At 69.3% G+C, this 11,855-nt stretch carries 10 protein-coding genes; 2 read left to right on the top strand and 8 right to left on the bottom strand.

Features of this window, described 5'->3' with window-relative positions; all coding sequences use genetic code 11:
• Positions 1 to 8: 8 nt before the first annotated feature.
• Positions 9 to 2,042 carry a TonB-dependent receptor gene (locus tag DMX10_RS22755; protein WP_111263215.1) on the bottom strand — a complete coding sequence of 678 codons (2,034 nt, stop codon included), beginning with the start codon at positions 2,040 to 2,042 and terminating at the stop codon, positions 9 to 11.
• A 402-nt stretch (positions 2,043 to 2,444) separates the two neighbouring features.
• Between DMX10_RS22755 and DMX10_RS22750 the strand changes: the two genes are divergently transcribed.
• Together DMX10_RS22750 and DMX10_RS22745 are read left to right on the top strand one after the other, a co-directional pair.
• A complete protein-coding gene (locus tag DMX10_RS22750; protein ID WP_111263214.1) occupies positions 2,445 to 2,786 on the top strand; it encodes a hypothetical protein in 342 nt (113 codons plus the stop codon).
• 10 nt (positions 2,787 to 2,796) lie between these two features.
• Complete coding sequence (locus DMX10_RS22745; RefSeq protein ID WP_111263213.1) at positions 2,797 to 3,021, top strand: DUF2188 domain-containing protein; 225 nt, start codon at positions 2,797 to 2,799, stop codon at positions 3,019 to 3,021.
• Positions 3,022 to 3,099: 78 nt separating this feature from the next.
• Here the strand turns inward: DMX10_RS22745 and DMX10_RS22740 are convergent, their stop codons facing one another.
• The 7 genes from DMX10_RS22740 to DMX10_RS22710 all read right to left on the bottom strand — a co-directional run.
• Positions 3,100 to 4,014, bottom strand: a complete 915-nt coding sequence (locus DMX10_RS22740; protein WP_111263212.1) for an alpha/beta hydrolase — start codon at positions 4,012 to 4,014, stop codon at positions 3,100 to 3,102.
• Between the two features lie 16 nt (positions 4,015 to 4,030).
• Positions 4,031 to 6,283, bottom strand: a complete 2,253-nt coding sequence (locus tag DMX10_RS22735; protein ID WP_111263211.1) for a TonB-dependent siderophore receptor — start codon at positions 6,281 to 6,283, stop codon at positions 4,031 to 4,033.
• Positions 6,284 to 6,489: 206 nt separating this feature from the next.
• The gene (locus tag DMX10_RS22730; protein WP_111263210.1) at positions 6,490 to 7,827 is read right to left on the bottom strand and encodes a histidine kinase sensor domain-containing protein; all 1,338 of its coding nucleotides are present in this window, start codon (positions 7,825 to 7,827) and stop codon (positions 6,490 to 6,492) included.
• A complete protein-coding gene (locus DMX10_RS22725) occupies positions 7,827 to 8,549 on the bottom strand; it encodes a response regulator transcription factor (RefSeq protein WP_111263209.1) in 723 nt (240 codons plus the stop codon). Before DMX10_RS22725 ends, DMX10_RS22730 begins: the two co-directional genes overlap by 1 nt.
• 57 nt (positions 8,550 to 8,606) lie before the next feature.
• Positions 8,607 to 10,175, bottom strand: a complete 1,569-nt coding sequence (locus DMX10_RS22720) for a sensor domain-containing diguanylate cyclase (RefSeq protein WP_111263208.1) — start codon at positions 10,173 to 10,175, stop codon at positions 8,607 to 8,609.
• A 119-nt stretch (positions 10,176 to 10,294) separates the two neighbouring features.
• On the bottom strand, positions 10,295 to 10,969 hold the full coding sequence (locus tag DMX10_RS22715) for a nitroreductase (RefSeq protein ID WP_111263207.1): 675 nt from the start codon (positions 10,967 to 10,969) through the stop codon (positions 10,295 to 10,297).
• A 150-nt stretch (positions 10,970 to 11,119) separates the two neighbouring features.
• A partial coding sequence (locus DMX10_RS22710) for a hypothetical protein (protein ID WP_256604852.1) occupies positions 11,120 to 11,855 on the bottom strand: 736 nt, incomplete at its 5' end.

Raw genomic sequence — 11,855 nt, 5'->3', positions numbered from 1 at the left:
CCTTCGGGTCAGAACGCGACCCGGACCCCGGCCTCGACGCTGCGACCGGCCGCCGGCACCTCGTCCCGCAGGATAGAACTGGCGTAGCGCACGGTCTGGTCGTTGAGGTTGTCGCCCTTGAGGAACACCAGCCACTCGCTTTCCGCCAGGTCGAAGCGGTAGCCGAGGCTGGCGTTGAGGGTGGTGTAGCCGTCGGTGCCGCGCTCCTCGTCCGGGACCCGGCGCTGGGCGCTGGCGTGCTCGACGCCGACGCTGGCCTGCCAGCTCTGGTAGTTCCACAGCAGGGCGCTGTTCAGGCGCAGGGGCGAGATGCGTGGCAGGGGCTCGCCGGTCTCCTTGTTCTTGGCGCGGGTGTAGTCGGCGGAGCTCTGCAGGGCGAAGTCGCCGTAGGCGGTCTGCGCCAGGCGCCAGTGGTCCTGTGCCTCGACGCCCCAGAAGTCGGCCTTCACGCCGCTGTAGAGGTACTCCGGCAGCGCATCGGCATCGCTCGGGGCGACTTCCTGGCCGTCCTCGTCCAGGTAGCGGCCGCTGCCCAGCAGGCCGATGTAGTTGGAGAAGCGGCTGTAGAACACACCGACGCTGCCCTTGTGGGTGCCGTCGTCGAAGCGCAGGGCCAGGTCGGTGGACCAGGACTTCTCCTTCTCCGCATCGGCGTCGCCCACCTCGTAGGTGCCGGTGGCGGCGTGGGGGCCGTTGGCGTAGAGCTCGTAGAAGGTCGGCGCACGCTCGGTGTAGCTGAGGGTGCCGGCCAGGGACCAGATGTCGGTCAGGCGGTAGATGGAGCCGAACGACAGGCTGCCGGCGGTGAAGCTGTGGCTGTCGTCGGCGCCTTCGAAGCGTTCGTTGCCGGCGGCGTCCGGGCGCAGGCGGGTGTGTTCCAGGCGCCCGCCGAGGCTGAGTTCCAGGCGCTCGGTGGCCTGCCAGCTCTCCAGGGCGAAGAGGGCGCCGCTGTCGGTGTCGGTCTGGGGCACGAAGGCTTCCTCGCCCAGGGCCTCGAAGCGGCTCTGGGCCACCTGCACGCCGACCACGCCTTCCAGCGGGCCGATGGGCGCGTGGCGGGCTTCGAGGCGGGCTTCGTAGCCGTCGTTCTTGAAGGTGGTGCCGACTTCGCCGTCCTCGATCTCCCGGTGCTCGTACGTGGTGTGGCCGACGTCCAGCTTCAGCGAGCTGAAGGGGCCTTCCAGGTCGCGGATCTCAGAGGCCAGGGCGTAGTGGCGCTGCTCCATGTCGATCCGCACGGCGTCTTCGGCGGGCGAGCCGTAGTTGCTGTCGTACTCGTCGTAGGAGAGGCCGACGTAGCCATGGTCCCAGTGGTAGGCGCCACCCACCGCGCCACCGTCCTGGCGGCCGTCGCTGTTGTTGACGCGGTGCTTGCTGTCGTCGCCGTCCTGGGCGCGCTGGTCGCGGGAGCGGGCATGGCCGGGGATGCGCGTGTCGTTGAACTGCCGCGAGTTGGCGTCCAGGTGCAGGGCGAAGTTGCCGTCGCCGGCCTCCAGCTTGCCGGCCGCGCTGCGGGTGGTGTCGGCGCCGCCGTAGCGCAGCTCGCCGCCGCCGTGCAGGCCGTCCACCGGCTCGGTGGGGATGCGGTTGTCGAAGGTGTTGACCACGCCGCCCACGGCGCTGCCGCCGTACAGCAGCGCCGCCGGGCCGCGCACCACTTCGATGCGCTCGGCGTTGGCCGCGTCATAGGGCACGGCGTGGTCGTAGGAGAGCGAGGAGGCGTCCAGCGCGCCGACGCCATTGCGCAGGATACGGATGCGGTCGCCGTCGAAGCCACGGATCACCGGGCGGCTGGCGGCCGGGCCGAAGTAGGTGGATGACACGCCGGGCAGGCCGTTGAGGGTTTCGCCCAGTTGCGCTGCGCTGCGCAGGCTCAGCTCGTCGCCTTCCACCACGCTGGTGGGCGAGGCGAGGGTTTCGCTTCTCAGCGGATTGGCGGTGATCACCTGCTGGTCGAGGACGATGGGCTGCGCGGCGAATGCCTGTTGCGCCACCAGCAGGGCGGCGGCGAGGGGCGTGCGGAGGAGGAGTCGAGCGGACATCGGAAGCAATTCCTGATAGTTGGAATTGCAATGTTACAACATAACAATATTGGCGCCAGTACTTTGCATGCCCGTCCTAGAGCGCCCCGCAGGGGCCGGGGTGTGGCGATGCCGGAACGAACCGGTGCGCTTGTGCAGGACGCGCGCTCGCGCAAGCCAGCTGACGACCTGATGCTCTGCGCCGCCCAGGCTGGAACGCGGTGCTGGCCGGTGGCTCGGGTGGCGGCGTACTCGCCAATGCAAAATGCCGCGTGCCGCTTGGGCGATCTTGCAGTTTGCAATTCACCGTGCCGCGGCGTCGCAAGCCAACCCATTGTTCTGCAAGGACTTATGGGGTTTCGCCGAACTGGCATGTTGCGTGCTCTCTCCTCCACTACAAGCACTACAAGCAGGAAGACGCCCATGAATGTCTGTGTCAGAGAGATCATCGAAGCCTTTCCCGATCGGGAAGTGACCCTCACCACCCGCGCGGACGGTCGCCTGTCGCTGACCATCGTGGGTGCGGCCCAGCCGGCCTTCCACCGGGTCATCGACTGCGATGCCGTGTTGTCGCGGGCCCAGGTCGGCAGCCTGATCGACCAGTTGGTGGAGGACGTGCGTGCCGGTGCCGACAATCGCCAGCCGGGGCAGGGTGCCCGCTGGCTGGCCCGGGGGCTGCCGACCGCCGCTGTTCCTCCCTTCATCGCTGCCCGCGCGTCCAGCGCCCGGGCGGGCGAGCCGCGCCCCGGGCGCGCGACCTGCTGAGGGCAACGCCATGGAGCACTTTCTCATCGTCAAGGACCACCAGGAATGGGCGTGTCGCCGGTTCGGCAGCCTGGAGAACCTGTTCAGTTCGGCCAGCAAGGCGGACGTCATCTGCATGGCCGCCGCCCAGGTCGGGCACCTGCAATCGTCGGTGAAGATCCACGGCGAGGACGGTTCGCTGGAAGAGGAGCGGATCTACCCGCTGCTCAGTGGCGATCCGCTGCGGTATCTCTGACGCGCGATAAGCGAGGCCCAACGCCTGATCACCCGGTAGCACCGGGCAGCGTTGGGCCTCGCTGCGCTCGGCGCCGACCTACGGGGCGTGGTCGATGAAGCGCTCGCGCAGCAGGTAGCGCAGGGATTCACCCAGGGCTTCGCCGTGGCCGAGGCCTTCGAAGGACTGGAAGCGGGCGTCGAGGCCGGGCACCTGGGCGAGGTCGTCCACCAGTGCGGTGGCGGCGCGTTCCGGGTAGGGCTCGGCGGTGCCGCGCGGGTTGGCGGGTTCCGCGCTGCCGCGCATCAGCAGCAGGCGCGCCGCGTGGCCGGCGATGCGCTGCTCCAGCCCCGGGCGTTCACCGAGGATGACGCCATCCCCCCACCAGAGCGACGGGCTGGCGGCGGCGAACTGGCTGAACTGCTGGGGCCGGGTGAACAGCGCATGCAAGACCAGCAGGCCGCCATAGGAGTGCCCCCAGAGTGTCTGCCGGGTGGCATCGAAAGGCGCGTGTGCGGCCACGGCCGGGCGCATCTTCTGCTGCAGCAGGTCGAGGAAGGCATCGGCGCCACCGCTGGGCTGGCCGGTGAGCGGGTCGCGCTGGCCGGGCTTGTCGGGCTGCGGGGGCGTGTAGTCCAGGGTGCGGGCGTTGCGCTCGATGCGTTGCGGGGTCTGGTAGCCGATGGCGACCAGCAGCGGCGCATCGCCCTTGGCCAGGTCCTGCAGCAGGGGCGCGTCGAGCACGCCGAAGGCGGCATTGCCGTCGAGCATCCACACCACCGGGTAGCCGCCGGCCGGGGCCGGGCTTTTGGGCTTGGCGATCCACAGTTGGTAGTGGCGCTGGCCATCCTCGGAGTCGAGTTTCAGGCTGCTGAAGGCGTAGGGCAGGTCCTGGCGCTGCAGCAGGCGCGTGTCCATCAGGGCGTTGGGGTCGGGTCGCGCCAGGGGCGCGACTCCGGGAAGTGCCACTGCCAGGGTGAAGGCCAGGGCAGAAGTGAAGCGGGGCAGTCTCATCAGGCGGTCTCGACGGTCAGAACGAGGCGGTCATGCTGGTGTAGAGGGTGCGGCCGGGCTCGTTGTAGGTGGCGGCGCCGGCACCGTCGATGTTGTTCACGCCCTGGGCGTTGCCTTCGCGGTAGAGGCGCTTGTCCAGCAGGTTGTCGACGCCCGCGGTGAAGCTCAGGTTCTCGCTCAGGTCGTAGGTGCCGCTCAGGCCCAGCAGCGCGTAGGGCGAGAGCTGGTTGTTGGCGTTGCCGGTGACGCGGTTGCCCTGGTAGCCGTATTTCTTCGGCTTCTGCTTGCCGTACCAGGCGACGCTGGCCTGCAAGGACAGGTCGTCGCGCACCTGCCAGTCGAGCATGGAGTTGAGGGTGTAGGCCGGGGTGACGGAGAGGGTGTCACCGGTTTCCTTGTTCTTCGACTGCAGCATCCAGGTGAGGTTGTTGGTCCAGGTCAGCTGCTCGGTGAGCGGCAGGGTGAGGTTGCCTTCCAGGCCTTCCACCAGCGCCTTGGGCACGTTCTCCCACTGGAAGATGCGGGCATTGGCGTAGTTCACGCCGCCGACCACCTGGCCGCCGGTGGCGCTGCCGATGGCGGCCATGCCGGACTCGATCTTGTTCCTGTAGTCGTTGCGGAACCAGGTCAGGCCGGCGACCAGGCCGTCCTTCTTGTACTCGATGCCCAGCTCCTTGTTGACGCTGGTTTCGGCGTCGAGGTTCTCGTTGCCGCGCAGGTAGCAACTGGTGGTCTGGCCGTAGCAGCCCTGGCCACGGCTGTAGAGCAGGTAGTCGGGGTTGAGCTGGTACAGGTTCGGCGCCTTGTAGGCGCGGGCGATGCCGGCCTTCAGGGTGAGGGTGTCGGTGAGTGCGTGGGACAGGTTGAGCGACGGGCTCCAGTTGTTGCCGACGATGTCGTGGTGGTCGAAGCGCAGGCCCGGGGTGAGCATGGTGCCGGGGGCCAGTTCGATGTTGTCTTCGGCGAACAGCGAGAAGATCTGCGCCTCGGAGGTGGTGTCGCGGCCGCTGCTGGTGAGGCCGCCGATGGCGCCGCCCTCGGTGGTGGTCTGGGTGTTGGAGCTCGGGTCGTCCAGTTGCTGGCGGGTCCACTCGCTGCCCAGGGTCAGGGTTTGCGGCAGGCCGGCATCCAGGGGCAGGTTGAGCTCGCCGTGGGCGGTGAGGTCGCGCAGCACGGCGGTGTAGTAGCCGCTGTTGGCGAAGATGCCTTCGGTGCCGCCAGCCAGGCCTTCGTTGATGCGGTTGTTGCGGGTCTTCTCGTACTGCAGGTAGGCGAGCGAGCTGCCGAAGTCCCAGTCGCCTCGGTGGGTCAGGGCGTAGGTCTCGCGGAAGGTGCGGTTGGTCTCGTGGCCGAGCATCTTCTTCACGGTGGCGTTGCTGTTGGTGTTCTGCGTGTCGCCGGTGTAGAGGTTGCCCTGGCGGCTGAAGCCGGTTTCCAGCTCCAGGGTCTGCTCTGGGGTCAGGTTCCAGCTGAGCAGGCCGTTGACGTCCTTGTTGCGCACGCCTTCGCGGCCGGCGGGCAGGGTGCCGGCCTGGTTGCCGGTGCGGGCGGATTCGTGGCCTGAGTTGATGTCCCAGTCGTCCGACTCGGTCTTGGCGACGTTGCCGTAGACGCGGTAGCTGAGGCTGTCGGTGAGCGGGCCGTTGAGGCCGAAGCTCAGGCGCTGGCTGGCGCCTTCGTCCTTGTGGGTGGGGAAGGAGGTGTAGAGGGTGGCGTTGCCGTGGGTCGTGGCGCTGGCCTTCTTGGTGATGATGTTGACCACGCCGCCTGCCGCGCCGTTGCCGTAGCGCGCGGCCGCCGGGCCCCGGATGACCTCGATGCGCTCGACCTGGTCGGCCGGCACCCAGTTGGTGTCGCCACGGCTGTCACGCTCGCCACGCCAGCCGTAGCGCACGGCGTTGCGGCTGCTCACCGGCTTGCCGTCCACCAGGATCAGGGTGTTCTCCGGGCCCATGCCACGGATGTCGATCTGGCGGTTGTTGCCGCGCTGGCCGCTGGTGGAGTTACCGGTGAGGTTCACGCCCGGCATGGTGCGGATGATCTGCGACAGGTCGTTGGCCGGCGGGCGCTTCCTGATGTCTTCGGCGGTGATCACCGAAACCCCTGGCGCCTGCTTGGTCTCTTCCTCGGCGGTGGCGATGACGTTCTGGGCGTCCAGCTCGATGCCGGGGGCACTGGCGTCGATGTTGGCCGCGTGCACGGCGAACGACAGCAGGCAGCTGGACAGCAGCAGGAAGGGGATGGCGGGGGAAGACGGGTGAGGCGACATGGACGATCTCCGGTAATGCCGTGGGATGCGCGAAGATCACGAATGATATTAATTGTTATTTGAGAGTAAAGCGCATTAACTTTCTAAACACTTCGTGAGGGTCCGTGTTGGGGGGATTCGCGAGCAGAGCTCGCTCCTACAGCGGGGTGCCGGGCCATTGCGGGATGCGGCCGGCCGCCCCGTAGCCCGGGCTACAGGAGGGAACATCACGCTGCCGGCAGCCGCAGGTGCAGGCACAGGCCCGGGTGGGCGTTGCTGGCCCAGAGCCGGCCGCCTTGCAGTTCGATGGCGCGGCGGGCGATGGCCAGGCCCAGGCCGAAGCCTGCGCCGGTGCCGCCGTCCAGGCGCTGGTAGGGCAGGAAGATGCGTTCCAGGTCCGCCTCGGCGACGCCCGGGCCCTGGTCGCGTAGGCGCAGGTGCCAGCAGTCGCCGTCGCGCTCACCGTCGAGGCGCACCGTGCCCCCTTCAGGGGAGTGGCGGATGGCGTTGCGCAGCAGGTTCTCCAGGGCCTGGGCCAGGCTGTCGAGATGGACCTGCACGCGGCAGTCGGCATCCAGGGAGCAGGGCAGCCTCGCGGCATCCCAGCCGCTTTCGAAGCAGGCGTCCTCGCGCAGGGCTTCCCACACCGACAGCACCTGCACCGGCTCGGTGGGCAATTGCGGGCGCTCGGTGTCCATCCAGGCGAGGTCGAGGGTGTCTTCCAGCAGGCGCTGCATGTCGGTGATCTCGCGATCCAGCCGTTGGCGCAGCTGTTCGGGCGGCAGCTCGCTGTCGTGGGCGATGCGCAGCCGGGCCAGCGGGGTGCGCATCTCGTGGGACAGGGTGCGCAGCAGCAGGCGCTGCTGGCCCAGGCTCAGGCGCAGGCGCTCGGCCATGTGCTCCAGGGCTTCGGCCAGCTCGCCCAGTTCGTCACGGCGGTCGGCCAGGGGCGTGCCCAGGGGCGCGCTGTCGAGTTCGTCGGCGCGCAGGGCATCGGCGCGGTCGCGCAGGCGGTTCAGCGGCACCACGAGATGGCGGTAGATCAGCAGGCCGAGCAGGGCCGCCAGCAGCGTCGGCACCACGCCGTGGGTGAAGAGGTGGGTCCAGGGCGTCAGGCCGCCGGGCAGCAGGCGTTCGGGCAGTTGCAGCACCAGGCGGCCGTTCTCCGGGTGCTCGGGGAACTCGATGCTGACGTAGGGCAGCTCGTCTTGCAGGCGCCGGCTCATGGGCCAGTCGAGCTTGCGCATGAAGGTCAGGTGGCTGGATTCCTCGGCGTTCAGCAGCGTGCCGTCGAGGCTTTCCAGGCGCGGGCCCAGCACCGCCACCCAGGTGTCTTCGCGGCTGGCCAGGTCCTGGCGGAAGCGCGCGACGCCGGCCGCGCCCTCGTTCTCCCAGGCCTGTTCGGCCTGCTGCGCGTATTGCGCCAGGTAGTCGCGGTCGGCCGGGGCGAGGAAGTAGGTGCTGCGCTCCACCGACAGGCCCCAGGTATAGATGAGCCAGGTGAGCAGCAGGCAGAAGCCGACCTGCAGAAGCGCCAGCTTCCACAGCAGGGGATGGCGGCGCATCAGGAGCGTTCCGTCTCGACCAGCAGGTAGCCCTGGCCGCGCACGGCCTGGATCTGCAGATGGTGGATGCCGATCTCGGCCAGTTTGCGGCGCAGGTTGCAGACGTGCACGTCGAGCCCGCGGTCCAGCCGCGTGTAGGCACGGTGCAGCACGCACCGGTAGAGGAAGGGCTTGCTCAGCGCCTCGCCGGGGTGGGCCTGCAGGGTGGCCAGCAGGCGGTATTCCGACGGCGTGAGCCCGGCCGCGCGGCCTGAGTGGGTCACGTCCTGGGCCTGCTCGTCGAGGTGCAGCGATGGACCCGGGCGTTGCGCCGCCTGGCGCCGGTCGAGGCGCACGCGGCGCAGCAGGGCATCGGTCCGGGCGTCCAGCTCGGCGAGACTGAAGGGCTTGGGCAGGTAGTCGTCGGCTCCCCGGGTGAAACCCGTGATGCGGTCCTGCTCGGCTCCCAGCGCGGACATCAGCATCACCGGGGTGTCCTGCCGCCGGCGCAGGGCTTCGAGCAGCTGCAGGCCGTCGAGGCCGGGCAGCATGATGTCCAGCAGTACCAGGTCGAAGGGGTCGCGTTCGGCGGCGGCCAGGCCCAGGGTGCCGGTGGCGCAGGTGGTGACGGCGAAGCCGCGCTGGCGGAAGTGCAGGTCCAGGTCTTCGCGCAGCCGGGGGTCGTCTTCGACCAGCAGCAGGCGCGGGGAGGGGGCGGGTCGTTCGATATGAGAATGTTTCACATTTGAAAATATCTCATTGCCAGGGGGTTCCTGGCAATCGCGCGATGCTCGCAGGGGTCAGCGCGTGGCGGGCTCCACCACCACCTGGTTGCGGCCCTGGCGCTTGGCCCGGTACATCATTTCGTCGGCCTGCTTGAGGGTGGCTTCCAGGCTCCGTCCGCCGGGTGTCCATTCGGCCACGCCGAGGGAGATGGTCACCTGGCCGACGCCTTCGGTACGCGCCTCCTCCACCGAGTGGCGCAGGCGTTCGGCGACTTCCGAGGCTTCCGCCAGCGTGGTGCCGGGCAGCAGCAGGAGGAACTCCTCGCCGCCCACGCGGCAGGCCAGGTCGCGGTCCCGCGAGCAGGCCTGCATCACCGTGGCGATCACCTTGAGCGTGCGGTCGCCGGCGTCGTGGCCGAAGCGGTCGTTGACCTTCTTGAAGTGATCGATGTCCAGGGCCACCACCGCCAGGTCGCGCTCGCCGCCCCGGATGGCCACCAGGGCTTCCTCCATCGCGCGGCGGTTCAGCAGGCCCGTCAGCGGGTCGGTCTGCGCCTCGTGATTGAGGCGGCCGAGCTTCTCCTGCATCAGGGCGATGCCGGTGATCAGGGCCTGCTTGATGTGCGCGGCCTCGAAGTACCAGGCGCGCACCGTGGCCAGGCGTTCCGAGCTGCCCGGCTCGCCCATCTGGCGGGCGCCGGCGGCCAGCTGGCGCAGCGGGTCGGCGATCAGCCGTGTCGTCCACCAGAGCACCGCGAACCCCAACAGCGCCAGGGGCATGGCAGCGACGAGCACGTGCCGGACCAACCCCTCCAGCGCCACCAGGGTGGCCTGGCGTGGCTGCTGCGAAACCACGCCCCAGCCGGTTCCCGGGATGCCGGCATAGCCGGAGAGCATCTCCACGCCCTTGGAGTTCACATACACCAGGGTGCCGCTGCGCCCGCCCAGCACGGCATCGTCGACGGCGCTGGCACCGACCTGCTGGCCGATGCGCGCGGGGTCCGGGTGGTAGAGCAGCCGGCGGTTGGCGTCGATCAGGTAGACGTATGCGTCCTGGTGAAAGTGCAGGCCGATCAGGCCGTGCAGCAGGTTGTCCTTGCGCATGTAGATCGAGCCGCCGACCAGGCCCAGGTACCGGCCGTCGGCATCGAGTACCGGCTGCGAGACGAAGACCACCAGCCGCCCGCTGGCGGCGTTGAAAGGTTCACTGATCAGCGGGCGGCGGGCACGCAGCGCCTCCTCGAGGCCGGGGGAGCGGCCGCTTCCATCGAGCTGCGGCGCCTCAGGCACGGCGGCCAGCACGCGGCCATCGGCGGCGACCACGGCGATGGCGTTGAAGCCGGCATCCTGCAGGTCGAGCCGGCGTGCCTCCTCGGCGAGCAGCTGCGGGTCATCGAAGTGCTTGCCCAGCAGCGCCGCGCTGTACGCCAGCTGTTGCTGGGCCGCCTGCAACTGGGCGCCGATGCTGCTGGCCAGCTTCTGGGCGTAGGCGTGGTTGTTCTTCAGCGCGCCGTCCAGCAGCGAGGCCTTCTGCACCCGGTAGGCCGCGTACAGGCCGTTGGCCAGCGTGGCGATGCTGGCCAGCAGGACGAGCAGCAGGATCAGGTGGCGGAGCCGTGTCGCGGGGAAGGGGGTGGGGTTCATCGACGACGACTCTCCTGCGACGCGTGGGGGGACCGGCCGCGCGCCCAACGACGGCATGCAGCGGGGGCGGCGTCAGCAGTGTAGCCAAGGCGCAGGCGCGCGCCCCTGGGCCCTGGCCCTCAGTCGAAACCCTTGAACACGGCGAACTCCTCCACCGGGGCGCGTTCGGAGCGCAACTGGTTGATCGGTGCGGTGCGGTCGGCGTGGCCGAGCGCCATGGCGCAGTAGAGCAGCTCGTGCCCGGGCAGCCCGAAGTGGGCGTGCAGGCTCTGGCGCACCATGCCCCAGGCTTCCTGCATGCAGGTGGCCAGGCCGCGCTCCTCGGCCACCAGCGCCAGGGACTGCATGAACATGCCCAGGTGGGCCCATTGGCCGTGGCCCATGGAACGGTCGATGACGAAGAACAGACCGACCGGCGCGCCGAAGAACTGGAAGTTGCGCGACATGGCGCGCAGGCGGGCGGCCTTGTCCTCACGGGGGATGCCGAGCCTGGCGTAGAGCGCCTCGCCGATGGCGTAGCGGCGGGTGCGGTAGGGCTCGGTCAGCCCCTCGGGGTAGATGGGGTGGTCGCCGGCTTCGCCAGCGGGGTTCTTCATCAGGGTTTCCAGGGCGATGCGCTCGACCTCGGCCTTGGCGGCGCCGCTCACGGCGATCACCTTCCAGGGTTGCAGGTTGCCCCCCGAGGGTGACCAGCGCGCGGTGTCGAGCAGGGCGTGCACGGTGGCGGCGTCGACGGGTTCATCGGTGTAGGCGCGGACGGAGATGCGTTGCTGCAGCATTTCGGCTACGGACATGGCGACGTTCCTCGGCAGGTGATGGCGCGGCCTGGACCGCGCACGGGCCCGGCCGAACTTAGCGAAAAGCCCGTGCTTGACGCCACAGGCAGAACTGCCAAGAACCATCACCCGCGCGCTTCTCGCCGGTCGCGCGGGGGATGGGCGGGGTCATTGCGCGGCGGTGCCGGGCTGCTCCCAGAAACGCGGGAAGGTTTCGTGCGGGTATTGCGTGCCGTCGTACTTGAGGGTCTTGCGCACGGTGCGCAGGTATTTCTCCCCGGCGGCCGAGTCGCCGGTCACCCTGGCGGCCAGGACCAGGTCGGCGAAGCCGTTGCTGCTCGTCTTGGCGAGGTCGAGGGTGACCCTGGCGCTCTCGGTCATGAAGTCCGGGTCGTTGACGCAGAGGGTGCCCTTGATGGTGGTCCATTCGGCGAGGTAGGCCTTGAGCACCGGGCGCAGGGCCTTGCCTTGCGGGGCGAACAGGGTCAGTTCCTCGTCCGAGCCGCCGTCGGGGCAACTGGCGCCACGGGCGGTGCTGTCGAACACCAGGCCGAAGGCGCGCAGGCCCGGCGCCAGGTGGTAGCGGGCGGTGTCCAGCCACAGGCTGTCGCCGCTCACTTCGGTGGCGGCGTCCTCGTCCAGGGTCGAGTCGTAGCGCTCCAGCAGCGCGCCGCTCCTGCCGTCCACCTTGGCCACCAGCAGCGCCAGGCTGCGTTCACCCTGGGCGACGCCTTCATCACCCGGCCGCTCATAGGCGAGGGCGACCACCGACTGGGCCTTGTCGTCCGGCCAGGGTTTGCAGGCGGCGGCTACCAGCGGGCCTTCGCCGTAGCTGTCGGGCGCCGTCCAGCCGCTTTGCCCCAGTTGCTTGGCCAGGGCCTTGATCAAGGGTGCGGGGCAGGGT

Source organism: Pseudomonas sp. 57B-090624, assembly GCF_003234055.1.
GTDB classification, from domain to species: domain Bacteria; phylum Pseudomonadota; class Gammaproteobacteria; order Pseudomonadales; family Pseudomonadaceae; genus Metapseudomonas; species Metapseudomonas tohonis.
Note: the sequence above shows the minus strand (reverse complement) of the source record. Positions and strands in the feature narration are given on the sequence as shown.